General features: G+C 72.2%; 24 protein-coding genes. 12 read left to right on the forward strand and 12 right to left on the reverse strand.

Annotated features, from left to right (window positions below):
• Positions 1-7 precede the first annotated feature (7 nt).
• From ACLQ2T_RS13065 to ACLQ2T_RS13090, 6 genes are all read right to left on the reverse strand, one after another.
• Entirely contained in the window at positions 8-544 is a 537-nt protein-coding gene (locus ACLQ2T_RS13065) for an RBBP9/YdeN family alpha/beta hydrolase (protein WP_425766312.1), read from the reverse strand.
• A 61-nt stretch (positions 545-605) separates the two neighbouring features.
• Positions 606-1,190, reverse strand: coding sequence for a GNAT family N-acetyltransferase (locus ACLQ2T_RS13070; protein WP_425766313.1), 585 nt, complete (start codon positions 1,188-1,190; stop codon positions 606-608).
• On the reverse strand, positions 1,183-3,222 hold the full coding sequence (locus ACLQ2T_RS13075; protein ID WP_425766315.1) for a penicillin acylase family protein: 2,040 nt from the start codon (positions 3,220-3,222) through the stop codon (positions 1,183-1,185). Before ACLQ2T_RS13075 ends, ACLQ2T_RS13070 begins: the two co-directional genes overlap by 8 nt.
• Positions 3,219-4,025, reverse strand: coding sequence for an ABC transporter ATP-binding protein (locus tag ACLQ2T_RS13080; RefSeq protein WP_425766316.1), 807 nt, complete (start codon positions 4,023-4,025; stop codon positions 3,219-3,221). The genes ACLQ2T_RS13075 and ACLQ2T_RS13080 overlap by 4 nt, the downstream gene beginning before the upstream one ends.
• A 29-nt stretch (positions 4,026-4,054) precedes the next feature.
• Positions 4,055-5,077: a FecCD family ABC transporter permease gene (locus ACLQ2T_RS13085; protein WP_425766317.1), complete on the reverse strand. Its 1,023-nt coding sequence runs from the start codon at positions 5,075-5,077 to the stop codon at positions 4,055-4,057.
• Positions 5,074-6,171, reverse strand: a complete 1,098-nt coding sequence (locus ACLQ2T_RS13090) for a FecCD family ABC transporter permease (RefSeq protein WP_425766634.1) — start codon at positions 6,169-6,171, stop codon at positions 5,074-5,076. Before ACLQ2T_RS13090 ends, ACLQ2T_RS13085 begins: the two co-directional genes overlap by 4 nt.
• 69 nt (positions 6,172-6,240) lie before the next feature.
• Between ACLQ2T_RS13090 and ACLQ2T_RS13095 the strand changes: the two genes are divergently transcribed.
• The 5 genes from ACLQ2T_RS13095 (at position 6,241) to ACLQ2T_RS13115 (ending at position 12,614) form a co-directional block, all read left to right on the forward strand.
• The gene (locus ACLQ2T_RS13095; protein WP_425766318.1) at positions 6,241-7,272 is read left to right on the forward strand and encodes an ABC transporter substrate-binding protein; all 1,032 of its coding nucleotides are present in this window, start codon (positions 6,241-6,243) and stop codon (positions 7,270-7,272) included.
• A gap of 140 nt (positions 7,273-7,412) precedes the next feature.
• Complete coding sequence (locus ACLQ2T_RS13100; RefSeq protein ID WP_425766320.1) at positions 7,413-8,930, forward strand: pyridoxal phosphate-dependent decarboxylase family protein; 1,518 nt, start codon at positions 7,413-7,415, stop codon at positions 8,928-8,930.
• Positions 8,931-8,965: 35 nt separating this feature from the next.
• Positions 8,966-10,246, forward strand: coding sequence for a lysine N(6)-hydroxylase/L-ornithine N(5)-oxygenase family protein (locus ACLQ2T_RS13105; protein WP_425766635.1), 1,281 nt, complete (start codon positions 8,966-8,968; stop codon positions 10,244-10,246).
• A complete protein-coding gene (locus tag ACLQ2T_RS13110; RefSeq protein WP_425766321.1) occupies positions 10,243-10,821 on the forward strand; it encodes a GNAT family N-acetyltransferase in 579 nt (192 codons plus the stop codon). Before ACLQ2T_RS13105 ends, ACLQ2T_RS13110 begins: the two co-directional genes overlap by 4 nt.
• On the forward strand, positions 10,818-12,614 hold the full coding sequence (locus ACLQ2T_RS13115; protein ID WP_425766322.1) for an IucA/IucC family protein: 1,797 nt from the start codon (positions 10,818-10,820) through the stop codon (positions 12,612-12,614). Before ACLQ2T_RS13110 ends, ACLQ2T_RS13115 begins: the two co-directional genes overlap by 4 nt.
• A gap of 448 nt (positions 12,615-13,062) precedes the next feature.
• On the opposite strand, the gene ACLQ2T_RS13120 is transcribed toward ACLQ2T_RS13115, so the two are convergent.
• The 3 genes from ACLQ2T_RS13120 to ACLQ2T_RS13130 are packed head-to-tail and all read right to left on the reverse strand — an operon-like array spanning position 13,063 to position 17,589.
• Positions 13,063-13,776, reverse strand: a complete 714-nt coding sequence (locus tag ACLQ2T_RS13120) for a hypothetical protein (RefSeq protein ID WP_425766323.1) — start codon at positions 13,774-13,776, stop codon at positions 13,063-13,065.
• Between the two features lie 44 nt (positions 13,777-13,820).
• Entirely contained in the window at positions 13,821-16,526 is a 2,706-nt protein-coding gene (locus ACLQ2T_RS13125; protein WP_425766324.1) for a hypothetical protein, read from the reverse strand.
• Between the two features lie 46 nt (positions 16,527-16,572).
• A complete protein-coding gene (locus ACLQ2T_RS13130) occupies positions 16,573-17,589 on the reverse strand; it encodes a LacI family DNA-binding transcriptional regulator (protein ID WP_425766325.1) in 1,017 nt (338 codons plus the stop codon).
• Between the two features lie 184 nt (positions 17,590-17,773).
• Here ACLQ2T_RS13130 and ACLQ2T_RS13135 point away from each other — a divergent pair, with 184 nt between their 5' ends.
• Genes ACLQ2T_RS13135 through ACLQ2T_RS13145 form a run of 3 tightly spaced genes read left to right on the forward strand, consistent with a single transcriptional unit; the run spans position 17,774 to position 20,891 of the window.
• Positions 17,774-18,925, forward strand: coding sequence for a Gfo/Idh/MocA family protein (locus ACLQ2T_RS13135; protein WP_425766326.1), 1,152 nt, complete (start codon positions 17,774-17,776; stop codon positions 18,923-18,925).
• Positions 18,922-20,076 (forward strand): dihydrodipicolinate synthase family protein, encoded by a 1,155-nt coding sequence (locus ACLQ2T_RS13140; RefSeq protein WP_425766327.1) that lies wholly within the window; start codon positions 18,922-18,924, stop codon positions 20,074-20,076. Before ACLQ2T_RS13135 ends, ACLQ2T_RS13140 begins: the two co-directional genes overlap by 4 nt.
• Positions 20,073-20,891 (forward strand): sugar phosphate isomerase/epimerase family protein, encoded by an 819-nt coding sequence (locus ACLQ2T_RS13145; protein ID WP_425766328.1) that lies wholly within the window; start codon positions 20,073-20,075, stop codon positions 20,889-20,891. Before ACLQ2T_RS13140 ends, ACLQ2T_RS13145 begins: the two co-directional genes overlap by 4 nt.
• Positions 20,892-20,898: 7 nt before the next feature.
• On the opposite strand, the gene ACLQ2T_RS13150 is transcribed toward ACLQ2T_RS13145, so the two are convergent.
• Together ACLQ2T_RS13150 and ACLQ2T_RS13155 are read right to left on the reverse strand one after the other, a co-directional pair.
• Positions 20,899-21,438 (reverse strand): VanZ family protein, encoded by a 540-nt coding sequence (locus ACLQ2T_RS13150; RefSeq protein WP_425766329.1) that lies wholly within the window; start codon positions 21,436-21,438, stop codon positions 20,899-20,901.
• Positions 21,439-21,469: 31 nt separating this feature from the next.
• Positions 21,470-22,426, reverse strand: coding sequence for a 5'-3' exonuclease (locus tag ACLQ2T_RS13155; RefSeq protein ID WP_425766330.1), 957 nt, complete (start codon positions 22,424-22,426; stop codon positions 21,470-21,472).
• A 32-nt stretch (positions 22,427-22,458) separates the two neighbouring features.
• Between ACLQ2T_RS13155 and ACLQ2T_RS13160 the strand changes: the two genes are divergently transcribed.
• Complete coding sequence (locus tag ACLQ2T_RS13160) at positions 22,459-22,839, forward strand: VOC family protein (RefSeq protein WP_425766331.1); 381 nt, start codon at positions 22,459-22,461, stop codon at positions 22,837-22,839.
• Between the two features lie 13 nt (positions 22,840-22,852).
• On the opposite strand, the gene ACLQ2T_RS13165 is transcribed toward ACLQ2T_RS13160, so the two are convergent.
• Positions 22,853-23,065, reverse strand: a complete 213-nt coding sequence (locus ACLQ2T_RS13165; protein ID WP_425766332.1) for a hypothetical protein — start codon at positions 23,063-23,065, stop codon at positions 22,853-22,855.
• 171 nt (positions 23,066-23,236) lie between these two features.
• Here ACLQ2T_RS13165 and ACLQ2T_RS13170 point away from each other — a divergent pair, with 171 nt between their 5' ends.
• The 3 genes from ACLQ2T_RS13170 to ACLQ2T_RS13180 are packed head-to-tail and all read left to right on the forward strand — an operon-like array spanning position 23,237 to position 26,034.
• Positions 23,237-24,358: a M24 family metallopeptidase gene (locus ACLQ2T_RS13170; RefSeq protein ID WP_425766333.1), complete on the forward strand. Its 1,122-nt coding sequence runs from the start codon at positions 23,237-23,239 to the stop codon at positions 24,356-24,358.
• Complete coding sequence (locus ACLQ2T_RS13175; RefSeq protein WP_425766334.1) at positions 24,355-25,497, forward strand: acyl-CoA dehydrogenase family protein; 1,143 nt, start codon at positions 24,355-24,357, stop codon at positions 25,495-25,497. Before ACLQ2T_RS13170 ends, ACLQ2T_RS13175 begins: the two co-directional genes overlap by 4 nt.
• Before the next feature lie 39 nt (positions 25,498-25,536).
• Complete coding sequence (locus tag ACLQ2T_RS13180; protein WP_425766335.1) at positions 25,537-26,034, forward strand: Lrp/AsnC family transcriptional regulator; 498 nt, start codon at positions 25,537-25,539, stop codon at positions 26,032-26,034.
• Positions 26,035-26,059 lie beyond the last annotated feature (25 nt).

The following is a 26,059-nucleotide window of genomic DNA, read 5'->3' on the forward strand; positions in this document are numbered from 1 at the left end:
CGAATCCTCAGGGAATGAGTCGATCTAGCAGTTCGAACCGCTCGTACGGCTGGTCGTGGTCGCCGAAGTGTCCGTCGTCGCGCACGATCTGGGTGCCGCCGAGCCGCTCGAACATGGCCCGGCCCTGCCGGTCGTCGCAGCCGTACGGATCGGTGCGGGAGTTGACGAAGTAGATGTCCCGCACATGGTCCCGGATCGCGGCCCAGTCGTAGCTCTGTTGCAGGACCGGCTCCTCCTCCGTGTTGGGTGGGGTGCAGTAGCCAGCCACCAGGATCGCCTGGGCCACGGTCACCTCCAGCTGCTCCAGGAGGGCGAGCAGCAGGGCCGCCCCGCCGGAATGACCCACCAGGACGGTGTCCTCGTCGAAGGTGTGGCTGCTCAGCACCTTCGGCAGCAAGGTGGTGATCGGCTCGATGTTGATGCCCGGATGGTGCGGCACCTCGACGGCGTATCCCCGGGTGGCCAGCCGCCCGGCCAGCCAGGGATACCAGCAGTTGTCCGGGCTACCGCCGGTCCCGTGGAAGATGATCGCGTTACGTCCCACCGTTTCCCCTTCGAGTCTCGCCGATCCAATCACCCGGGTCCGACACGATCGGCGGCCCGCTTCACCGCCCCCGCGCCGAGACGGCGGCGGGAGCGCCGTCGGCGGAGTGCGGGGTGCGGTCGAGGAACATCAGCCGGGCCCGCTTGTCCGGCAGGTCGATCAGCGGCCCTTCGACGAATCCGGCCCGCTTCAGCCGGGCGATCGCCTTGTCGTTGCGGGCGTCCGGCTCCATCACCAGCCGCAGCCGGGTGGGGTCGGTGAAGACGAAGGCGATGAACTCGGCCAGCAGGGTGCCGGTGAAGCCCGGCTCGGGGCGTACCGGGGTGCCGATCAGCAGGTGACCGCCGTGGTCGCCGGGACGTACCGGGTAGCACTCGCCGACCGGGTCGTGTTCGGGCTGGTAGGTCTGGAACAGCGCCACCGGCTGCCCGTCGCGCAGGGTCAGCCAGGCGTGATGGGTGGGCAGGGAGTCGACGTACCGGTAGATCTCGGCCACCCGGGCGCGGTCGGCGTCGCCCATCCCCCAGAACCGGGCCCGCTCTTGGCTGGTCCAGCCGTGGATGACCTCGGCGTCGGCGTCCGGGTCGACCGGCCGGAAGGTGACCGTCCCGAAGCCGGGGACCTGCCGCTGGTAGTGGTCAGTCATCGGGCTCCTCGGTCAGCCGGTCCCAGTCGCAGGTCACCTCGATCAGCTCACCGCGTACCCACAGGGGTAGTTGGTCCTCGTGGTGTGGTCCGGCGCCGGTGGCGCCCAGCGGCACCACCCACCGGCTGTTCTCCCGCCGGCCCAGGTCCCACACGTAGCGGGCGGACGGGCCGCGCCCACACAGGTCGGTGACCCCGGGCAGGCTGGAGGTGGCCAGCACGCAGTCGTGGTCCCCGGCCAGTTCCGGTCCCGGCGGGGCGGCCGGATCGGGCCGGGCCCGCCACGGCGCCAGCCGGTGCCGCTCGCCCCAGCGGCGGGTGTCGCCGGTCGCCGCGACCTGTTCGGCCGCCGCCCGCACCAGCTCCACCGGGTCCAGGCCGGGCAGGTCGGCGCGGAGCAGGGAAGGCAGGGCGTACCCGATCCGGGTAGGCAGGGTAAACCAGGGCGCGAACACCTCCGGGTGGGCCGGTGGTGCGGTCAGCTCCGCCAGCGTCGGGTGGGCGGCGAGCGCGTGGACCACCGCCGCCCGCAGGTCGGCGAAGCGGGCCGCGTCCAGGCTGTCGGCGGCCATCCGGCGGTCCCAGCGCAGCAGCCGATCCCGCAGCGCCTGCCCCGGGGCGCTGAGTCCGTCGGCGTCGGCCAGCAGGTCCAGCAGGGGACCGGCCGCCGCCAGGTAGGTGTCGGTGTGTACGGAGGCCATCTGCTCGGCCCGCCAGTCGGTGCGCTCGCCGAGCAGCTCACGGATCCGGTCGGCCCGGTACGGCGGGGCGTACTCGACACCGAGGCCGGCGGAGATGCTGCGTTCGTTGGCCATCACCGCCACCTGGTCGACCGGGCGCTTCGGCATCGGATGCCAGCCCTGCCAGGCGTACCCCGGCTCCCAGGCGGGCACCACCCGCAACCCGTTGTCCGGGTGGCGGCGGGGCACCCGGCCGGCCACCCGGTGCAGCAACCCACCGGCGGTGTCCGCGGCCAGCACCACGTTGACCGGCTCCACCCACCCGTCGAGGGCGGTGTCCAGGTCGTCGACCGTACGGGCGCGCAGCAGGGCGGGCAGTACGGCGAAACCCAGGTCGCCGGTGACCCGGGGCGGATACCGCAGGCTGACGGTCACCTCGGGCTGCTCGTCCGGACCCCCGGAGATCACCGGCCCCCGGTCGGTCTCGATCACCTCGACCTCGACCGGTGCGCCACCGGCCACCTCGATGGTCTCGACCTGCCGGTGCGCCGGCTGCCACCCCTGCGGCCCGTACGCCTGCACCAGTTCACCGTGGCGGCGCAGTCGTTCGGCGTACACGTCCTGGTAGTCGGCGGAGGCGTTGGTGATGGCCCAGGCGACCGTGCCGGCGTGCCCGAAGTGGGCGATGCCCGGTACCCCCGGCACGGCGAAGCCGAGCACGTCGTACTCCGGGCAGGCCAGCCGGATCTGCTGGTAGATGCCGGGGGCCTCGATGAACCGGTGCGGGTCACCGGCGATCAACGCCGCCCCGGTGGCGGTGCGGTCGGCGGTGAGCAGCCAGCCGTTGCTGCCGGAGGTGAGGTGCCCGTCGACGGCGAACAGTCGGGCCGCACCCGGGCCGAGTCGGCGGATCACGTGTTCGCGCCAGAGCTTGCCGGGGAAACCGGCGAAGAGCACATGATGACCGAGCCAGATCGCCAGCGGCGTCCACGGCTCCCAGCGTCCGGGGCTCAGCCCGGTGGCGGCGAACTCGGGGGCCCGCGCCGCCCCGGCGGCCAGCCCGGCGTTGACCCCCTCGACATAGCGACCCACCCACGCGGCGGTAGCCGGGTCCAGGGCGGCGTGGCAGCGGCGGGCGGTGTCGTCCAGGCGTACCCGGCGGGCGAAGCTGTCCCAGGCCAACGCCTCCGGCCCCAGGAAGGCGGCGCTGGTGCCCTGGGACCGGTGCCGTTCCACCTCGATCTGCCAGGCCCGGTCCCGCGCGGTGACCTGGCCCTGGGCGAAGGCCAGGGTCAGGTGATCGTCGGCGCGCAGGTGCGGAATGCCGTACGCGTCGCGGTACCGCCTGCTCATGCCCGGCCTGCGGTGCGGACCCGGGCGGCCGGGATGACCAGGGGGGTGCCGGTCTCCGGGTCGTCGATGACCCGGCAGGGCAGCCCGAAGACCTCCTCGACCAGTTCGGCGGTGACGATCCGGCCGGGTTCCCCGGCGGCCACCACCCGCCCGTCGCGCATCGCGATCAGGTGGGTGGCGTAGCGGGCGGCGTGGTTGAGGTCGTGCAGCACCGCGACCAGGGTGCGGCCCTGTTCCTCGTGCAGCCGGGCGCACAGGTCGAGTACCTCGATCTGGTGGGCGATGTCCAGGTAGGTGGTCGGCTCGTCGAGCAGCAGCAGCGGGGTCTGCTGGGCCAGCGCCATGGCCAACCAGACCCGTTGCCGTTGGCCGCCGGAAAGCTCGTCGACCAGCCGGTCGGCCAGGTCGGCGACCCCGGTCGCGGCCATCGCCTCGGCCACGATCCGTTCGTCCTCGCGGGACCACTGACGCAGCAGCCCCTGGTGCGGGTAGCGACCCCGGGCCACCAGGTCGGCCACCCCGATGCCGTCCGGTGCGATCGGTGACTGGGGGAGCAGTCCGAGGGTACGGGCCACCGCCCGGGCCGGTCGTCGCGCAATGTCCTCCCCGTCCAGCAGCACCGCCCCGGCGGACGGTTTCAACAGCCGGGACAACGCCCGCAGCAGGGTGGACTTGCCGCAGGCGTTCGGGCCGATGATGACAGTGAAGGACTGGTCCGGCACCTTGACGGTCAGGTCCTCGGCGACGATCCGCCGTTCGTAGGCCAGCCGTAGTCCGCTGCCACCCAGCCGGGAGGTCGGCATACCTGTCGCTCCGTTCTCGTCGTCGCCGGTCACAGCCGGCCGGCCCGGCGTTCGGTGGCCAGCAGCCAGACCAGGTACCCGCCGCCGAGCACTCCGGTCACCACCCCGACCGGCAGTTGGCTGGGGAAGGCCCGCTGGGCCACCTGGTCGGCGACCACGATGATCAACGCGCCGATGATCGCGGCGGGCAGCAGGTTGGTGCCGGGTGCCCGGGTCAGCCTACGGGCCAGGTGCGGGGCGGTGAGGGCGACGAAGGACACCGGCCCGGCGGCGGCCGCCGACAGGGAGACCAGCAGCACCGCAGTGGCCAGCAGCAGCATCCGCAGCCGGGGCACCGGTACCCCGAGCCCGGCGGCCGTGTCGTCGCCCAACTCGGTCATCCGCAGGGCCGGGCCGCAGGCCAGCAGCACCGGCAGGGCGACCGCCAGGGCGGCCAGCAGCGGGGTGGCCTCGGACCAGCCTCTCCCGTCCAGGCTGCCGGTGAGCCAGAGCATGGCCCGGGCCGCCTCCATCAGCGGGGCGCGGGTCAGCAGGTACCCGTTGACGCCGGTGAGGATGGCCGACACGCCGATGCCGACCAGCACCAGCCGGTAGCCGTGTACCCCGCGTCGCCAGGCGACCAGGTAGATCAGCAGGCCGGTGAGCACCCCGCCGACCGCGGCGGCCCCGGCCAGGGCGGCGCTGCTGCCGCCGACGACCACCACGATCAGCGCGCCGGTCGCCGCCCCCTGGGTGAAGCCGAGCACGTCCGGGCTGCCCAGCGGGTTGCGGACCAAAGCCTGGAACACCGCACCGGCCAGACCCAGGGCGGCGCCCACGGCCAGCGCGGTGACCAGCCGGGGCAGGCGGAGTTGGGTGACGATGAAGTCCTCGGCCGGGCTGCCGCCCCCGGTCAGGGTGCGCAGCACGTCGGCCGGGGACATCGGATAGTCGCCGTGGCCGACCGCCAGAACCCCGACGGCCAGGGCCAGCAGCACCCCGGTCGCCCCGACGGCCAGGGCGCGCAGGTGCAGCCGCAGCGAGAGCCCACCGGGAACCCGAATCACGATCATGGGCGGGCCGTCCTGGTCCGGGTCACCAACCACAGGAAGAGGGGACCGCCGACCACGGCGGTGACCAGCCCCACCTGCAACTCGCCCGGGCGGCCCAGGACCCGGCCGAGCACGTCGGCGCCGAGCAGCAGCACCGGCGCCAGCAGCGCACAGTACGGCAGCAGCCAGCGCAGGTCCGGCCCGGTGAGGGTACGCACCAGGTGCGGCACCAGCAGCCCGACGAAGACGATCGGCCCGCAGGCGGCGGTGGCGGCGCCGCAGAGCAGCGTGATGGCGGCGATCACGGCAGCCCGGATCAGGGTGGGGCGGGCCCCCAGGGCGCGGGCGGTGTCGTCGCCGAGGGCCAGGGCGTTGAGCGGTCGCGCGGCGGCCAGGGCGGCCACCAGGCCGACCGCGATGAAGGGCAGGACCCGCCGTACGGTGGCGTCGTCGGCGCTGGCCAGGGAGCCGACCGTCCAGAACCGCAGTCGTTGCAGCCCGGCGGAGTCCAGCAGCATCACCGCGCTGACGTAGGAGTACAGGGCCGCGTTGAGGGCCGCACCGGCCAACGCCAGCCGGGCCGGGGTGGCGGTCCGGCCCCCACCGACGGCGTAGACGCCCACGGTGACCGCGGCGGCCCCGGCCAGGGCGAACCAGACCTGACCGGTCCCGCCACCCACCCCGAACAGCAACGAGGCCGTGGCGATCGCGGCGGCGGCCCCGGCGTTGATGCCGAGCAGACCGGGGTCGGCCAGGGGGTTGCGGGTCAGCGCCTGCATCGCCGCGCCGGCCATGCCGAGGGCGGTTCCGGCGAGCAGCCCGAGCAGGGTGCGGGGCAGCCGCATCTCGCGCACCACGGCGTAGTCGGCGACCCCGGGGTCGGTGAGGGCGGCCCACACCTGCGGCAGGGGGATCGGCTTGGCGCCGACGGCGATGCTGAGCACCGCCACCGTCACCAGAGCCACCGCGGCGGCGGCCAGGCCGGCGGCCCGGTAGGCCACCCGGGGCGATCGGGGTGGTGGTTGCGCCCGGGACGGCGTCTCGGCTGGTGAGGACTCGATGACGGACAGGGTGGGCTCCAGTGCGGTGCGAAACGCCGAGCGGGAACTTGACAGGAAGTTAGGTTAGGTTAACCTAACGCCGGTTGTTATCGCCACCTGTGGACCTGATCGGAAGACGACACCATGCCTGATCCCGTTACCGCACGCCGGCTGTCCCGTCGGGGCCTGCTGGCCGCCGGTGGCGCCGCCACCCTAGCCGCCCTGCTCGCCGGATGCGGCCGGGAAGAGGACCCGAAACCCCGCAACGGCAGTAGTTCCGGACCCTGGTCGTTCACGGACGACCGGCCCGAGACGGTCACCGCGCAGGCCCGCCCGGCCCGGGTGGTGGCCTTCACCGGCTCGGCCGCCGCGCTGGTCGATTTCGGACTAGGACCCGAGGTGGTCGGGGTCTTCGGTGAGACGAAGAAGGCCGACGGCAGCAAGGAAGCTCAGGCCGGTGACCTGGACGTGGAGAGCGTGGAGATCCTCGGCAACGTCTGGGGCGAGTTCAGCGTCGAGAAGTACGCCGCCCTGCGCCCGGAACTGCTGGTCACCCACATGTACGACCCGGGGGCCTACTGGTACGTCCCGGACGAGAGCAAGGACAAGATCCTTCCGCTGGCCCCGGTGGTGACCATCACCACCGCCCGCGTCCCGATGACCAAGCCGATCGAACGGTACGCCGCCCTCGCCGAGTCCCTCGGCGCCGACCTTTCGGCACCGAGGGTCACCGACGCCAAGGCCCGCTTCGAGGCCGCCGCCGAGGCGGTCCGCCAGGCGGTCAAGGCCAACCCCGGCATCAAGGTGCTGGCCGCCTCCGGCAGCCCGGACCTGTTCTACGTCTCCAACCCCAAGGTCAGCACGGACCTGATGTACTTCGCCGAACTCGGCGTCGACATCGTGGTGCCCACCGAGCTGGAGTCCGGCGACTACTTCGAGGCGCTGAGCTGGGAGAACGCCGGCAAGTTCCCGGCCGACCTGATCCTGCTCGACAACCGCAGCACCGCCCTGCAACCGGCCGACCTGGCCGCCAAACCCACCTGGAAGCAGCTGCCCGCCGTGCAGGCCGGCCAGGTGACCGCCTGGGACGCGGTGCCCCGCTTCTCGTACGCCGGCGCCGCCCCCCTGCTCGAAGACCTCGCCAAGGCGATCCAGGGCGCCAAGAAGCTGACCTGACCCGTCGCGGACGACCGGTGTGACCCGCAACCACCGGTCGTCCGCTCACCACCCGCATCGACGCCAACCCGCCGTGCGTCGCGTCGGCGGCGGGTTCCGGCTGCCCGAAAACCGAACCGCCGAGCGTGGAGGACACGTCCATGACCCTGCCGGTGCACACCGCGACACCGCCGAGCGCCGCCCGAGCCCACCTGCTGCACGAGGGCACAGTCGACGACTACCGGGCCGCGGTGACAGCCGGTGCCGACCGGGTGGCCCGGCGGATCGCCACCGCGACCGGGCCGGTCACCGGGGTCCGGCCGGAGCAGTTGGCGCCGCTGGTGGCGGCGATCGACCTGGACCGGCCGCTGCGCGACACCACGGCCGCCCTGGACGAACTCGACGAGGTGTACCTGCGCGACGCGGTCTGGTTCCACCACCCCCGCTACCTGGCCCACCTCAACTGCCCGGTGGTCATCCCGGCCCTGCTCGGCGAGGCCGTGCTCAGTGCGGTCAACTCCTCGATGGACACCTGGGACCAGAGCGCCGGGGCCACCCTGATCGAACGACGACTGATCGACTGGACCGCCGCCCGGATCGGTCTCGGCCCGGCCGCCGACGGGGTGTTCACCAGCGGCGGCACCCAGTCCAACCTGCACGCCCTGCTGCTGGCCCGGGAGGAGGCCCTGGCCGGGGCGGGCCCGGCGCAACGGCGGATCCTCCTGCCCCACCTGCGGATCGTCACCTCGGCCGCCGGTCACTTCAGCGTGCAGAAGGCCGCCAAGCTGCTGGGCCTGGCCCCGGACGCGGTCGTGGTGGTGCAGACCGGCCCGGACCGGCGGATGCGCCCCGCTGCCGTGGCCCACGAGATCCGCCGCTGCCGGCGGGCCGGCCTGACCGTGCTGGCGGTGGTCGCCACCGCCGGCACCACCGACTTCGGCACCATCGACCCCCTCGACGAGATCGCCGAGGTGTGCACCACCTCCGGGGTGTGGCTGCATGTCGACGCCGCGTACGGCTGCGGGTTGTTGGTCTCGCCCACCCGCCGGCACCTGCTCGACGGCATCGAACGGGCCGACTCGGTGACGGTGGACTACCACAAGTCCTTCTTCCAGCCGGTCAGCTCCAGCGCGGTGCTGGTCCGTGATCGGCGTACCCTGCGGCACGCCACCTGGCACGCCGACTACCTGAACCCGGCCCGGATGGTCACCGAAGGCATCCCCAACCAGGTCGACAAGTCTCTCCAGACCACCCGCCGCTTCGACGCCCTCAAGCTCTGGCTGACCCTGCGGGTGATGGGCCCCGGCGCCATCGGTGAACTGTTCGACGAGGTCTGCGACCGGGCCGCCCAGGCCTGGCAGGTGGCCGGCGCCGATCCCCGGTTCGAGGTGCTGACGCCCTCGGCGTTGAGCACTGTGGTGTTCCGCTGGCGTCCCGCCGGCACCCCGGCGGACCTGGCCGACGCGGCGAACCTGCACGCCCGGTCGGCGCTGGCCGCCTCCGGCCTGGCCGTGGTCGCCGGCACCCGGGTCGACGGTCGGCAGTACCTCAAGTTCACCGTCCTCAACCCGAGGACCAGCATCGACGACGTGGCGTACGTGCTGGACCTGATCGCCGAACACGCCGGCCGGTACGCCCACAGCCACGCCGGGTCCACCCTGTCCTGCCCGGTGGGCTGAGCATGTCGACGCAGCACCCCAGCCTGGAGGGCCGGATGGACAGCTACGACCTCATCGGGATCGGCCTGGGCCCGTACAACCTGGGCCTGGCCTGCCTGACCGCGCCGCTCGCCGACCTGGACGCGCTGTTCCTGGAGGCCCGCGACGACGTGTCCTGGCACCCCGGCATGCTGCTGGAGTCCTCCCGGCTGCAGACCCCCTTCCTGGCCGACCTGGTCACCCTGGCCGACCCCACCTCACCGTTCTCCTTCCTGGCCTACCTGAAGGAGATCGGCCGGCTGTACCCCTTCTACATCCGGGAAAGCTTCTTCCCGCTGCGCGCCGAGTACGACGCGTACTGCCGGTGGGCCGCCGGGAAGCTGCCCAACCTGCGCTTCGGTCACCAGGTCACCACCGTCGAGTACGACTCGACGAGCGAGCAGTACCTGGTGACCGCCCGGGTCGGCGGCGACACCGTCACCCACCGGGCCCGGCATCTGGTGCTCGGCACCGGCACACCGCCGTACCTGCCGCAGGCCTGCGCCGGACTGGACTCCGACGCGGTGCACAACTCCCGTTACCTGGAACACCGCGAGGCCCTGCGCGCCAAGGGCAGCATCACCATCATCGGCAGCGGGCAGAGCGCCGCCGAGATTTACCACGACCTGCTCTCCGACATCGGCACGTACGGCTACCAGCTGAACTGGGTGACCCGCTCACCCCGGTTCTTCCCGCTGGAATACACCAAGCTGACCCTGGAGATGACCTCACCGGACTACGTGGACTACTTCCACGCCCTGCCGGAGCAGACCCGCTACCACCTGGAGGCCGAGCAGAAGGCGCTGTTCAAGGGCATCTCCGCCGACCTGGTCAACGACATCTTCGACCTGCTCTACGCCACCAGCGTGCCCGGCCCGGTGAACACCCGACTGCTGACCAACACCGAACTGACTCAGGTCAGCTACGACCGGGCCACCGGCCGGCACACCCTGCGGCTGCGCCACGTCGAGCAGGGACGTGAGCACACCCTGGACACCGAGGGGCTGGTGCTGGCCACCGGCTACCGCTACCAGGTGCCGGCCTTCTGCGACCCGATCCGGGACCGGCTGCGCTTCGACGCCCACGGCCGCCTGGACATGGCCCGCAACTACAGCGTCGACCACACCGGGCGGGGGATCTTCCTCCAGAACGGCGGCACCCACACCCACAGCATCACCTCACCGGATCTGGGCATGGGCCCGTACCGCAACTCCTGGATCATCCGGGAGCTGCTCGGCCGGGAGGTGTACCCGATCGAGAAGTCGATCACCTTCCAGGAGTTCGGGGTGCCCGCGTGAGCGACCTCGTGCACACCCGGATCGACCCGGTGCTGGGGGAGTTCGCCCTGCGTACCCTCGACGTGGTCGCCGACGCCCCGCTGCTGCACCGCTGGGTGACCCACCCCAAGGCGGGGTTCTGGCTGATGCAGGACGCCGACCTGGCCGCAGTGGTCGAGGAGTACGAGCGCATCGCTGCCCACCCGCACCACGACGCCTTCCTGGGGCTGTGGCGGGGCGAGCCGGCCTTCCTCGCCGAACGGTACGACCCGGCCCGGGTGGAACTGGTCGGGCTCTACCAGGCCCAGCCGGGTGACGTGGGCATGCACTTCCTCTGCGCGCCCGCCGAGACCCCGGTGCACGGCTTCACCCGCGCCGTGATCACCACGGTGATGTCGTGGCTGTTCGCCGATCCCGACACCGCCCGGGTGGTGGTCGAGCCGGATGTCCGCAACACCGCCGTGCACGCCCTCAACGCCGCCGTCGGTTTCGAGGTGATCGGGCCGATCGCCAAGCCGGAGAAGCAGGCCCTGCTGAGCATCTGCACCCGCGAGCGGTTCCTCGCCGCCACCCGTAGCCAAGGAGCAACGCTGTGACCACCACCGACCCGGTCGCCCATCTGCGTCCGCAGACCTGGCAGCGGGCCAACCGGCTGCTGGTGCGCAAGGCCCTGGCCGAGTTCGCCCACGAGCGGCTGATCACCCCCGAACCTCAGGGCCCGGCCGCCGCAGGCCGCCGATGGTACGCCGTGACCAGCGACTGCGGCACGGTCCACTACCGGTTCACCGCCCGGCTGCGCACCCTGGAGCACTGGGACATCGACCCGGACAGCATCACCCGGCACCGCGACGGCGAACTCCAACCCCTCGACGCGGTCGATCTCTGCCTGGACCTGCGCACCTCCCTGGGGCTCAGCGACCGGATCCTGCCGGTCTACCTGGAGGAGATCAGCTCCACCCTGGCCGGTAGCGCCTACAAGCTGGACCGGGCCCTGCCGGGGGCGGCGAAACTGATCGAGGCCGACTTCCAGACCATCGAGACCTCGATGACGGAGGGACATCCCTGCTTCGTGGCCAACAACGGCCGCCTCGGCTTCGGCGTCGACGAGTACCACCGCTACGCCCCCGAGGCGGCCCGGCCGGTACGCCTGATCTGGCTGGCCGCCCACCGCGACCACGCCACCTTCACCAGTTCCGCCGACCTCGACTACGACACCCTGCTCCGCACCGAGTTGGGCGAGGCGACGCTGACCCGGTTCGCCGAGACCATGGCCGCGCTCGACCTGGACCTGGCCGACTACCTGCTCATCCCGGTGCACCCCTGGCAGTGGTGGAACAAGCTGTCGGTCACCTTCGCCGGTGAGGTGGCCCGCCGCCGCCTGGTGCACCTCGGCGAGAGCGACGACGACTACCTGGCCCAGCAGTCCATCCGCACCTTCTTCAACGTCAGCGCGCCGCACCGGCACTACGTCAAGACGTCGCTGTCGGTGCTGAACATGGGCTTCATGCGAGGGTTGTCGGCGGCGTACATGGAAGCCACCCCGGCCATCAACGACTGGCTGGCCGATCTGATCGCCGCCGACGAGGTGTTCCAGGCCACCGGCCTGACGATCGTCCGGGAGCGGGCCGCGGTCGGCTACCGCAACCGGCAGTACGAGGCCGCCACCGACCGCTACTCGCCGTACCGAAAAATGCTGGCCGCGCTGTGGCGGGAGAGCCCGGTGCCCACCCTGGCCCCCGGGGAACGGCTGGCCACCATGGCCTCCCTGCTGCACCTCGACGCCGAAGGCCGGTCCGTCGCCGCCGAACTGATCACCGCCTCCGGCCTGGCGCCGGCCGAATGGCTACGCCGCTACCTGCACGCCTACCTCACCCCGCTGCTGCACGCCTTCTACGCCTACGACCTGGCCTTCATGCCGCACGGCGAGAACGTCATCCTGGTGCTGCGCGACCACGCCGTACAACGGGTGATCTTCAAGGACATCGCCGAGGAGATCGTGGTGATGAGCACCGAGGCGACCCTGCCCCCGGCGGTCGAGAGAATCTGGGCCGAAGTGCCGGAGGAGATGAAGCTGCTGTCCATCTTCACCGACGTCTTCGACTGCTTCTTCCGTTTCCTCGGCGCGCTGCTGGCCGACCAGGGAGTGGTTGACGAGGAGACCTTCTGGCGTACGGTCGCCGACTGCGCCACCGACTACGCCGCACGGGTACCCCACCTGGCCGACCGGCTGGTCCGCTACGACCTGTTCGCCCCCGAGTTCGCCCTGTCCTGCCTCAACCGACTGCAACTGCGCGACAACCAGCAGATGGTCGACCTGGCCGACCCGTCGGCAGCCCTGCAACTCGTCGGCGCCCTCACCAACCCACTCGCCCGCCACGCATCATCCTGACGCCGCCGGTCGCGGCGATCGCCGTGCCGGCCACCACCGCGGTGCTGCAACGTGCCGTGGTGCTGCAACGTGCCGTGGTGCTGCAACGTGCCGTGGTGCTGCAACGTGCCGTGGCGCCGGAGATCGGGCAGCGCCCGTGACGCCAGCACCGCCGCGGCGTACTCAGCTGGTGGCTGAGTACGCCGCGCTCCGGGCAGGTGGTACGGGTTGGGCCTGTCGAGCTGAGAGCGTGAACGGATCCGCGGCGGGCGGCAGCGGGCTATGACCGACAGCTCCGATTGCACCCTGGGTCCCTGTCGGCCCCTGCGATAGCACCGACGATTCAGCTCGACAGTGCCCGAAGTGGGTACCCGGCGGCCGGCCGCGCCCGACCGGTGGCCTGCTTCCCGCGCCCCACCGGGCGGCCATGACACGGATTCGAGTGGCGTGCGGTCCGGGCACACCGTGGTCAGGGGCGACTCAGGTCCGCCAGGTCGCGGTCGAGTAGCTCGGCGAGCAGGGTGTGTCGGCCGGGGTCGTTGTCGACGGTGATGCCCCGGCTGGGCATCTCCACGGTCATCAGCAGGTGCAGGTGCATCCGGTACAACGCCAACCGGCGGCGTACGCGATCGTCAAAGACCAGCGGCGTGCCGACGGCGTCGGCGTAACCGTGCAGGAACGGATGCTCCGGCTCGTCCTCGGCGCGCCGGAACAGCAGGGGCGAGACCAGGTCCAGCATCGGGTCGCCGTAGAGGAACCGTTCGCCGTCGACCAGCCCGCACATCCGGTACGCCCCGTGCGTGTCGGGGGCGGCCAGCACGTTGCCGTCCCAGCCGTCGAAGTGCAGCAGGGCGGGTCGGCGTACCTGATCCAGCAGGTCGGTGTGGTGCAGCAGCGGGGGTACCGGCACCTGCGGGGCCCGGGCGGCGACCAGCCGGAAGTAGCGGGCCTCGGCGGCGAGCATGCCGCTCTCGTAGCGCAACAGCGGCACCTGCGGCGGCGGCCCGACCTTGAGGACGACCTGGGCGCCGTCGTCCAGGCGTACCCACCAGACCGTGGCGAAGCCGCCGCCGGTCAGCGGCCCGCAGTCGGCCACCTGCCGCGCACCTGAGAAGGAGGCCTCGATGTAGTCGGCCACCTCGGTGGGGGTGAGGACCTGCTGGGTGGGGCTCAGCGGCGACACCGGCACAGGATAGGTGCCGATGCCGCCGCTGGGCCGCCCCGCTCTCAGCCGTCGGTCACCACACCGGTCAGCACCGGCGGCAGCACCGGCCCGTCCGGCTCCTGGTCGAAGTACAGCTCGATCCACTCCTGCGGCTCGGTCACCGAGTCCGTGATCGTCGGTACGCTGATCTCACCGGCCAGAGCGTCCGGAGCCAGTTCCAGGTACTGCAACAGCCACGTCTGGGACAGTGGCCGCTCGGGTTCCACCGGCGAGAACGCGTGCTCGGTGAACCAGTCCGGATCCACGTCCATGGTGGACAGCTCCGGTCCGGCGGTCGGCGGCTGCGGCCAGGCGATCGCGAACAGGCCCTGTTCGGTGGGCGCGGAGACGGTGAACCGCCAGGTCAGGGTCGCACCCTCGGTGACCCGCAGGTCGGCGGACTCGACCGTGATGGTGGGGACCGGATCGTCGTTGAGGATGTCGAGTCCACCGATGTAGCTGCCGACCACCATGCCCTGCTGCGCCTTGGCGGTCAGTAGGTACCGCTCGGTGTAGTTCCACAGCCGGTCCCCGACCACCTCGGCGGGTACCCGGATGCTGCGCTGACCGGGCCGGACGGTGGCCAGCCAGGATCGGTCCTCGCCGGCCGGGTCGGTCAGATTCAGCCGTACGGTGGCGCTGCCGCTTCCCGTGACGGTCACCGGGATCTCGACGGTCCTCGTGCCGGAGTCGCCCTCCGGCACCTGCAGGGTCCCGAGGTCCAGCCTCGGCAGGCGGGGTGCGCGGGGGTCGGGTGTGCCCGGCTTCCAGCCCCACGCGTCGAGCAGCCAGGCCTGCCCGATGGAGCTGCGGGGAGTGATCTCGATGGCGGCCAGCCGGGCCGGTGCCCCCCGCAACGGCACCCGCACCTCCTGCGCCCAGTACGAGGTCGTGTAGTCCGTGCCGGGCAGGCCGTTCAGGCGTACCTCACCCAGCTGGCTGCGCCGCCCGTCCGTGCCGACCACGGCCACCTCCCACCGGGTGCCGGTCGTGTTCGGCGGGACGATGACGCGCAGCGCCAGGTCACGGGCGCCGGCGACGGAGACCGGCCGGGCCGGGGCCAGCTGGATCGGCATGCCGGCCCGGGACCAGGCCAGCTCCGCCGCGTACCGGTCGGGCTCGGGGATGGTCCAGAAGAAGGGGGTGAAGTGGGCCAGCAGGGCACTGCGGTCGTACGGGTCCAGACAGGACCGCTCGGCATCGTCGGTGACCTGGTCGCAGATCCGGGCCCCGCCCGACAACCGGGTCGAGGGGTCCGGGGTGAGTACCGGGGTGCGGTTGCCGCCGAGGGCGTGGGCGAGCACCCGCGCCGGGTCGGCCGAGGGCGCCCGTCGGCCGGTGCCGTCCAGCAGTGGCCGGACCCGGTCGTCGCCGCCGACGAACAGCCGCGCGGCGGCGGCGATGTAGGTGGCACCGACGGTCTGCTGCTGGGCGGCGGTGAGCCGGGTCGGGGTACCCGGTGAACAGACCGGATCGGGCTCGTCGTCGCTGGTGGGGAAGTCGTCCCAGGAGGGTGCCACCGACTGGCCGGGGGTCCATTCGGTGTTGAAGTAGTTGTGGTTGGCCCCGATCACGTACAGGGCGCTGCGCAGGGCCCGGCTGGGGCTGAGCCCTCGGGTGGCGTCCACGAACATCTGGCCGTGCAGGTCGTAGACGTCACCGTCGCAGCCGGGCAGGAGGGTCACCGAGGGGACCTCCGGCACCGGGTTGTGCCCGAAGAGGGTGGGACCGATCAGCAACATGCCGCGTACGGTCCAGCGAACCCGGCCGGGGTAGCCGTCCTGTGCCCTCGGCGGTGGGGTCAGCGAGTCCATCGCCGCCCGGCTGACCCCTTCACCGCCGCGGGAGTGACCCATCAGGAACACCTGGGACAGGTCGGCCCAGGGGGCGGCCCGCACGATGGCCGGTGCTCCGGCACGGCCGGTCCCGGCCCAGTCGGCCCACTTCGCCAGGTGCCGACGCACGAGCGAGGAGCGGGCCTGGGCGCCGCCGTCGCCGGCGGCCCAGTCCTGACCGTTGATCCCGTTGGCCGAGATGGACACGGTCACGTACCCCTGCGAGGCGAGCAGCCGCTGCGCCTGGAGGTAGCCCCGGTGGCTGGGGATCGGATCGGAGCCGGCCGGGCAGGGCCACTGCTGGGGCACCTCCTCGTCGGCCCGGTAGCAGACGGTGTGCCGGCCGTGCAGGAACAGGGCCAGCGGTCGGGCTCCGGGGGCGCCCTGTGGCGCGACCACCACCGCCCGCATCTCGACCTTCTCCGGGAACCCCGGCAGGGTGACCCCGGGCAGGTCGTACTCCCCGGTGATCTGTCGGTACGGTCCGGGCCTGCCGGGGTCGACCGGGCCGGCGGGCTGCGGGGCCGGCATGGCGGCAACCGGTGCCGATCGGCGGGCGCTCTCGCGTGCAGGGTCCACATCGATCCGCCGGCCGCCGGCCCGCACCGCCAGGTCATCCGGCTTCACCGGCGCGTCCAGCGGCAGGCTGAAGGTCCGGCCGTCCGGGTGCGGGCGCGCCGGGCCCAGCCGCTTGTCGCCGGAGAAGAACTCGACCCTGGCGTCGCCCATCGGCACCGGTTCCTTCGAGCGCCAGGTCAGCTCGCCGTCGACCATCGACCAGCCCGCCGAGGTCGGCCGGGGGTCGGGGCGCTCCGGCGGATCAGCCGCCGCCGGACCGGTGGCCCCGGCCACCAGCACCACCGCACAGGTGGCGGAAATCAGGAGTCTACGCATACGGATATGTCTATACCATTGGCGCAAATCTCCCGTCCCGCACACCTCAGCCCGGTGGCGGCCCGGAGCTGTCCCGGCGGACCAGTTCGGCGGCCAGGGACTCCACCCGGGGTTCGGCGGAACCAGGGTCCAGGGCCAGGGCCATCGCCCGGGCCCCCATCTCGACAAGCGGCAGCCGGATCGTGGTCAGCGCCGGGGTGACGTCGCGGGCCATCGGCATGTCGTCGAAGCCGAACACGCTTACCTGGTCGGGTACTGCGATCGACCGGGAGCGCAGCACCGACAGGGCGCCGATGGCCATCGAGTCGTTCAGCGCCGCGATCGCGGTCAGGGTGGGCTCGGCGTCCAGCAGGGCGGCCGTGGCCTCGGCACCGCTGTCCCGGTCGAAGTCGGCGTACCGGACGAGCTGTTCCGGTAGCTGCCGACCGTGTTCGGCCAGCGCTTCACGCAGTCCGGTCAGCCGGTCGGTGGTGGTGGTCAGCACCCGGGGCCCGGCCACCACCCCGATGTGCCGGTGGCCGAGCCGGCAGATCTCCTGCCCGAGCAGCCGGGCGCCGGCCCGGTTGTCCGGCATCACCGCATCCCCGGAGTGCTCGTGGCGGCCGATCACCGCGACCCGCCCCCCGCCGGCCTCGTACGCGGCCAGTTTGCCGTTGAGCAGGGTCGTGAACTCGGGATCGTGATAGCCGGAGCCGGCCAGGATGATGGCGGCCACCTGCTGTCCGCGCAGCAGTTCGACGTACTCCAGCTCCCGATCCGGGTCCCGGTAGCTGTTGCAGATCATCAGCAGCCGCCCCTGGTCGGTGGCGACCCGTTGCAGCCCTCGGGTGATCTCGGAGAAGTACGGGTCGGAGACGTCGTGCACGATGACCCCGACGGCGCCTCGGTGGGAGCGGGCCAGCAGTTGGGCGTGGGCGTTGGGCACGTACTGCAACTCGGCGACGGCCCGCAGGACCCGTTCGCGCAGCTCGTCGGTGACCGGCTTGCTGCTGCCGTTGATCACTCGGGAAGCCGTGGCGGGGGAGACTCCCGCCCGCCGCGCCACATCGGACAGCGTCGCCACCGGCGTCCCCTCCCGTGTCGCGTCGGCCGTGCCTCCGACGGCCAGCGTCACCGTACCGCAGGGGGTGTCGCAGGCCGTCGGAAGGTTGCCCAGGTCGAGGGACAGGAAAGCCCTTGCCTGTCGGCTGGGGCTGGCTCTAGGCTTGCAGGAAAGCGCTTACCTGACTCGTTGCGGAGGGACCCCCATGACCCGCAGGTCGATCGGCATCATCGTCAACGGCGTCACCGGCCGGATGGGTTACCGGCAGCATCTGGTGCGTTCCCTGCTGGCCATCCGGGACGCCGGTGGCCTGCCCCTGGCCGACGGCACCACCGTCTGGCCGCACCTGGTCCTGGTCGGACGCAGCGAGACCAAGCTGCGCGAGATCGCCCGACGGCACGGCCTGGACGACTGGACGACCGACCTGGCGGCGGCGCTGGCCCGCGACGACGTCGAGATTTACTTCGACGCCCAGGTCACCCAGCAGCGGGAGAAGGCCATCCGGGCGGCGATCGAGGCCGGCAAGCACATCTACACCGAGAAACCCCTGGCCGCCGACACCGCCGCCGCCCTGGACCTGGCCCGGGCGGCCCGCTCCGCCGGGGTACGCACCGGGGTGGTGCAGGACAAGCTGTTCCTGCCCGGCCTGCGCAAGCTCAAGCGGCTGCTCGACGGCGGCTTCTTCGGCCAGGTGCTGTCGGTGCGCGGCGAGTTCGGCTACTGGGTCTTCGAGGGCGACTGGCAGCCCGCCCAGCGCCCCTCCTGGAACTACCGGGCCTCCGACGGCGGCGGCATCGTGGTGGACATGTTCCCGCACTGGCACTACGTGCTGGCGGAGCTGTTCGGCGAGGTGCGCTCGGTCTCCGCCACCATCGCCACCCACATTCCGCGTCGGGTCGACGAGACCGGCCGGCCCTACCCGGCCACCGCCGACGACGCCGCGTACGCCGTGTTCGAACTGGCCGGCGGGGTGATCGCCCAACTCAACTCGTCCTGGGCGGTGCGGGTGTTCCGCGACGAACTCGTCGAATTCCAGGTCGACGGCACCGAGGGCAGCGCGGTCGCGGGGCTGCGCCGCTGCCGGGTGCAGCACCGGGCCCTCACCCCGAAACCGGTGTGGAACCCCGACCTGCCGGTCACCGAGGACTTCCGGGCCCAGTGGTCCGAGGTGCCGGACAACGAGGACTTCGACAACGGCTTCAAGGTGCAGTGGGAGGCCTTTCTGCGGCACGTGGTGGCCGGTGAGCCCTTCCGGTGGGACTTCCTGGCCGGCGCCCAGGGAGTGCAGTTGGCCGAGTTGGGGCTGCGCTCGGCCCACGAGGGACGCCGCATCGAGGTGCCGGAGCTGTCGCTGTGAGCGGCACGAGGGTCACCCTGCCCGGCGGGCGGCGACTGCGGCTGGCCGGGGGCGGCCGGTATCCGCGCCCCGAGGGCCCGCCGCGCAGCCGCATCGCGTACGCCGCCGCGCATGTGGTGGCCGACCCGGAGGCGGACAACACCCCGGGCACCTCGGCCACCCTCGACTGGGACCGCACCCTGGCTTTCCGCGAGCACCTCTGGTCGTACGGGCTGGGGGTGGCCGAGGCGATGGACACCGCTCAGCGGGGCATGGGCCTGGACTATCCGACCACCCGGGAGCTGATCCGGCGCAGCGCGGCCCAGGCCCGCGCGGTCGGCGGTCGGATCGTCGCCGGGGTCGCCACCGACCAACTGCCGCCCGGCCCGGCCACCCTGGCCGAGGTCACCGCCGCCTACCGCGAGCAACTCGCCGACGTGCAGGCCGCCGGTGCCGTGCCGGTGCTGATGTGCAGCCGTCACCTGGCCGCCGCCGCCCGGCACACCGAGGACTACCTACGGGTGTACGACGAGCTGCTGACCGCCGCCGATGCCCCGGTGGTGCTGCACTGGTTGGGCCCGATGTTCGACCCGGCGTTGACCGGCTACTGGGGATCGACCGACCTGGACCTGGCCGCCGACACCGTCGTGGAGCTGATCAAGGCCCATGCCGCCCGGGTGGACGGCATCAAGATGTCCCTGCTCGACGCCGGTCGGGAGGTGGCGCTGCGTCGGCGGCTGCCCGCCGGGGTGCGCCTCTACACCGGCGACGACTTCCACTATCCGGAGCTGATCCGGGGGGACGAGGCCGGGCACTCCGACGCCCTGCTGGGGGTCTTCGCCGCGATCGCACCGGCCGCCGCCGCCGCCCTGGCCGCCCTGGACCGCGGCGACCTGACCGGGTACGACGAGATCTTCGCCCCGACCGTGCCGCTGGCCCGGCACCTGTTCGCCGCCCCCACCTGGTACTACAAGACCGGCATCGTCTTCCTGGCCTGGCTGACCGGCCACCAGGATCACTTCACCATGGTCGGCGGCCTTCAGTCCGGCCGGTCCCCGGAGCACCTGGCCATCCTGCTGACCCTCGCCGAGGACGCCGGTCTGCTCCCGGACGCCGACCTGGCCGCCGCCCGCGCCCGGGCCTTCTTCACGGTCGCCGGGGTGGCCCAGTGACCGCCGACCGTACGGCCCTGTGCCGCTTCTCCCTCAACCAGGCCACCACGAAACACTGGCCGTTGCCCGAGGCGGTGGCCGGTTGCGTGGCCGCCGGTGTGCCCGGCATCGGACTGTGGCGGGAACCGGTCGCCGAGTACGGCCTGACCCGCACCGCCGACCTGGTCCACGACGCCGGGCTGGCGGTGACCACCCTGTGTCGGGGCGGCTTCTTCAGCGCCGAGGACTGGCGCGACGACAACCTGCGGGCCATCGAGGAGGCCGCCGCCCTGGGCGCACCCGTGCTGGTGCTGGTCTCCGGCGGGCTACCGGAGGGCAGCAGGGACCTCGACGGGGCCCGGGCCCGGGTGGCCGACGCGATAGCCGAACTGGCCCCGCACGCCGACGCCGCCGGGGTCACCCTCGCCATCGAGCCCCTGCATCCGATGTTCAGTGCCGACCGCTGCGTCATCTCCACCCTGGGCCAGGCCCTGGACATCGCCGAACGGTTCGACCCCGGGGTGGTCGGCGTGGTGGTGGACGCCTACCACGTCTGGTGGGACGACACCGTGTACGCGCAGATCGCCCGGGCGGGGGAGTGGATCGCCTCCTTCCAGATCTGCGACTGGATCACCCCGCTGCCCGAGGGGGTGCTGCTCGGCCGGGCCCTGCCCGGCGACGGCTGCATCGAGTTGCGCCGACTGCGGGAGGCGGTCGACGCGGCCGGCTACACCGGCCCGATCGAGGTCGAGGTCTTCAACGCCGAGGTCTGGGCCCGCCCCGGGGACCAGGTCCTGGCCGCCTCGATCGACGGCTACCTGCGCGAGGTCGCCTAGACCCACATCACTGACTCTGCTGTTTGCGGCCCTGGCCATCGTCGCCGAACGTTGACGTCGAGCAAGCCCGGCGCGCCCGGCGTGCGGCTGCGGTCAACGACAGCCAAGCCAGCGCTCCACCGATGACGGCGCCGATCGTGTTGTTGATCCAATCGTCGGAGTCACACGAGCGGCCGATCGCGGGCACCGCTGCCTGCACCGCCTCCACCACTACCGACAGTCCGCCCCCGGCCAGCACGGCCAGGATCGGGCGGCGGGTGGCCACGCCTGCCAGCAGCACCGGCACGATGAAAAGCAGGATGTTTGCCAGCGACTCGGGGCCGGTCAGCGTGGGGAGCTCCCACCGCACCTCACAGCGGGCGAAGATTTCGCGGTCCTGCGGCACCAGGGTGAGCAACGCCAGCGGCAGCATCGAGGCTGCGGTGAGCCCCCAGGCGATCCTCGGCCGGGTGGTCAGCCAGCCGCCTGCCAAGGGCCCAACGAGGATCACCAGCACCAGGGCTGTTGGTGCGATCCACCGGTGTGCGACCAGGAACGTCGAGATCATCGGGGGCAGCGCAGCATGGGGTCGGTCTCGGTTAGGAGTCGGCGCGGGTGGCGAGGGCGTCGACCAGGCGGCGGGTGGAGCCGGCCAGGTTCCACCGCTGGGCCAGGTCGAGGAGCCGCTCCGGGTCGGCGGGGGCGGTCGGCAACTCGGTGGGCAGCGGCGGCAACGGCACGTCCAGGGCCACCCGGACCACCTTCGGGGCCACCGCGAGATAGTCCCGGGCGGTGGCCAGCTTGGTCCGCAGCCCGGGGGCGAAGCCGGAGGCCGGGTCGTCCAGGGCAGCGAGGATGCCGGCGATGTCGCCGTACCGGTCGATCAGCCGGGCGGCGGTCTTCTCCCCGACCCCGGCCACCCCGGGCAGCCCGTCGCTGGGGTCGCCGCGCAGGGCGGCGAACTCGGCGTACCGGTGGGCCGGCACTCCGTAGCGGGCCCGCACGGCGGCATCGTCGCAGTCCTCCAGTTTGGCCACGCCACGGCCGATGTAGAGCAGCCGGACCCCGCGGACGTCGTCGATCAACTGGAACAGGTCACGGTCGCCGGAGACCACCTCGACCGGCCCGGGTTGGGTGACCGAGAGGGTGCCGAGCACGTCGTCGGCCTCGTAACCGGCCGCCCCGACCACGGTGATCCCCAGGGCCTCGAGCATGTCGAGGATCATCGGCACCTGCGGGGTCAGGGTGTCCGGCACGACCTCGCCGCCTTCGGGGGCCACCCGGTGCGCCTTGTACGACGGCAGCAGGGCGACCCGCCAGTCCGGTCGCCAGTCGTGGTCCATCGCGCACACCATCCGCCCCGGTCGGCGGGTCCGCACCAGTTGGGCGAGCATGTCCAGGAAGCCGCGTACGGCGTTGACCGGCTGGCCGTCCGCGGTCTTCGCGGCGGACTCCGGAATGCCGAAGTAGGCGCGGAAGTAGAGACTGGGTGCGTCGATGAGCATGATCGGGGTCTGCGGTGCCACGTTCGATAGCCTGGCACACCGCACCGACATTCCGCGTTTCCGGCACGACCAGAGAGGATCAGATGCCCTTATCCACCCGGTTGACGCTGACCACGGTCAACCTGGACACTCCCGACCCGGCCGCGCTGGCCCGCTTCTACCTGCGGCTGCTGGACTGGGAGATCAGTGTCGAGGAGGCCGACGACGTCATCCTGCGTGACCCCGACGGCGGGGTGGGGCTGTCCTTCCAGCGGGAACGGGCGTACGTGCGCCCCACCTGGCCGGCGCAGCCGGGGCGACAGCAGATGTCGATGCACCTGGAGATCGGCGTGGAGGATCTGGACGCCGCCCTGGATCATGCCCTGGCCTGCGGCGCGACCCTGGCCGACTACCAGCCGCAGGACGACGTCCGGGTCTGCCTGGACCCGGACGGCCATCCCTTCTGTCTGTGGTTGATGTCCTGAGTCGACACCCGGGTCAGCCCGTGGCGCGTCGGCGTCGGACGGCGTACGGCAGCACGAACAGGTACAACCCGGTGAGCAGGAGTACGGCCAGGGGGAGCAGCGGCAGGTAGAAGACCCATTCGACGGGTTCGGCCTGGGTGGCGGCGACGAAGGCGACGATGACGGTCACCACGAAGGTGACGGAGATCCATCGATGGGTCTGTCGGATGATGGTGTTCGAGCGCATGGCGACCTCCAGCAGAGACGAGCTGCCCGGCCCGGCGTGCGGCGCCGGGCGGGATGTCCTGAAGGTCAGCTTGCTGCGCCGCGGCGCCTGGTGCTTCTCGATTCCTGACCGGTCGGGCGGGACGCCTGCGCGCCACCGTCCACCTGTCCGCCCCCAAACGACCGTTAAGCTGTGCGGGTGGGAATCGACGAACTGTACCCGCCGCAGCGGCTGGTGGCCGCGCAGCGCGCCATCGCCACCGCCGGCCTGGACGCCCTGCTGCTCAGCCCCGGCTCCGACCTGCGCTACCTCACCGGGTACGACGCGCACGCCGGTGAGCGGCTGACCCTGCTGGTGCTGCCCGCCGAGGGCGAGCCGACCCTGATCGTGCCTACTCTGGAACGACCGGCGGCCGAGGCCTCCCCGGCACCGGCCACCGGGGTACGCATCATCGACCACACCGACGGCACCGACCCGTACCCGCTGGTGACCGCGGCCCTGGGCGGGTCGGTCGAGGCGGTGGGACTGGCCGACCGGATGTGGGCCGAGCAGGTCCTGGCTTTGCGTGCCGCGTTGCCCGGTGCCCGCCAGCGGTTGGCCTCCGAGGTGCTGCGGGAACTGCGGATCGTCAAGTCACCGGCGGAGGTGGCCGCGCTGGCCGAGGCCGGTGCGGCCATCGACTCGGTGCACGAGCGGATGGGCGAGTGGCTGCGGCCGGGGCGTACCGAGGTCGAGGTGGCCGCGGACATCGCCGCCGCGATCCGGGCCGCCGGGCACGTCACGGTCGACTTCGTCATCGTCGCCGCCGGCCCGAACGGGGCCAGCCCGCACCACGGCACCAGTGACCGGCCGATCGGGGCGGGGGAGCCGGTGGTGGTGGACATCGGCGGCACCATGCCCTCCGGTTACCGCTCCGACTGCACCCGGACCTTCGTGGCCGGTGGCCGTCCTCCGGCGGAGTTCGTCGACTACTACACCGTGCTGCGTGAGGCCCAGCAGGCCGCCGTGGCGGCCGTCCGACCGGGGGTGAGCGCCGAGGCGGTCGACGCCGCCGCCCGTGAACCGATCACCGCCGCCGGGTACGGCGAGGCCTTCCTGCACCGCACCGGCCACGGCATCGGCCTCGACGGTCACGAGGAGCCGTACGTGGTGGCCGGCAACGACCGTCCGCTGGCCGCCGGGATGGCCTTCTCCGTGGAACCGGGCATCTACCTCGCCGGGCGGCACGGGGCCCGGATCGAGGACATCGTGGTCTGCACCACCGACGGCGTACGCCGGCTGAACACCACCACCACGGAGCTGATCGAGCTATGACCGTCGAGCGGATCCTGCCCACCGACGAGGCCCACGACCTGCTGGAGTTGGCCACCGAACTCGCCGACCGGGAACTCGCCCCCAAGGCGGTCGAGTACGAGCAGCGCGCCGAGTTCCCCCGGGAGACCCTGCGTACCCTGGGCCGGGCCGGCCTGCTGGGGCTGCCGTACCCCGAGGAGCACGGCGGTGCCGCCCAGCCCTACGAGGTGTACCTGCAGGTGCTGGAGATCCTGGCCGGGCGCTGGCTGGCCGCCGCCGAGGCGGTAAGCGTGCACACCCTGTCCTGCTACCCGGTAGCCGCCTTCGGCACCGACGCCCAGCGCGAGCTGCTGCCGGACATGATCGGCGGGGAGTTGCTGGGCGCGTACTGCCTCTCCGAGCCTCAGGGTGGTTCGGACGCCGCGGCCCTGACCACCAAGGCGGTCCGCGACGGCGAGGAGTATGTCGTCACCGGGACCAAGGCCTGGATCACCCACGCCCACACGGCCGACTTCTACAACATCTTCTGCCGCACCGGCGGCCCCGGCCCGAAGGGCATCTCCTGCCTGCTGGCCGACCGGGGCACCCCGGGCATCGCCCCGCAGGCCGCCGAGCGCACCATGGGGCTGCGGTCCTCCCCGGTGGCGCAACTGGTCTTCGACGAGGCCCGGGTGTCGGCCGAGCGGCTGATCGGCGGCGAGGGCAAGGGCTTCACCATCGCCATGGCCGCGCTGGACTCCGGTCGGCTCGGCATCGCCGCCTGCGCGGTGGGGCTGGCCCAGGCGGCGCTGGACTACGCGGTGGAGTACGCCCGGGAGCGCCGGCAGTTCGGGCGGGCGATCATCGACTTCCAGGGTCTCGGCTTCACCCTGGCGGACATGGCCACCCAGATCTCCGCCGCCCGGGCGTTGATGTTGGCCGCGGCCCGGCTGCGCGACGCCGGCCGGCCGTATTCGGTGGAGGCGGCCAAGGCGAAACTGTTCGCCTCCGATGTGGCGATGCGGGTCACCACCGAGGCCGTGCAGGTGCTCGGTGGGGCCGGTTATGTGGCCGACCATCCGGTGGAGCGTTACTTCCGGGAGGCGAAGGTGTTGCAGATCGTCGAGGGCACCAACCAGATTCAGCGGATGGTGATCTCCCGGGCGCTGGCCAAGGGGTGAACGTCGCACATCGGGCGCATTCCGGGTAGGTTGCACGCCGTGGAGGAGATCGATCGGGCCATCGTCGCGGCATTGACCGCCGACGGTCGGCTGTCGTACACGGACCTTGCGGAGCGGGTCGGCCTGTCGGTCTCGGCCGCGCACCAGCGGGTCCGTCGGCTGGAGCAGCGCGGGGTCATCAAGGGGTACACGGCCCGGGTCTCCTTCGAGGCCCTCGACCTGCCGCTGACCGCCTTCGTGGCGATCCGGCCCTTCGATCCCTCGCAGCCGGACGACGCCCCGGAACGGCTGGCCCACCTTCCGGAGATCGACTCCTGCTACTCGGTGGCCGGCGAGGACTTCTACCTGCTGCTGGTGCGGGTGGCCGGGCCGGGGGACCTGGAACGGGTGCTCCAGGAGATCAGGATTTCGGCCAATGTGACGACCAGGACGACCGTGGTGCTCTCCACCCCGTACGAACACCGCCCGCCCAAGGCCGCCCAGCCGACCGGGCAACCCAGGCCGCGTGGTGTTGTCGTCGAGCCCTCCGGCCCGTAGCCGGAGGGCTCGCGAGGGACGGTCC

It is taken from the genome of Micromonospora sp. DT229, assembly GCF_049844505.1.
In the GTDB taxonomy this organism is placed as follows: domain Bacteria; phylum Actinomycetota; class Actinomycetes; order Mycobacteriales; family Micromonosporaceae; genus Micromonospora.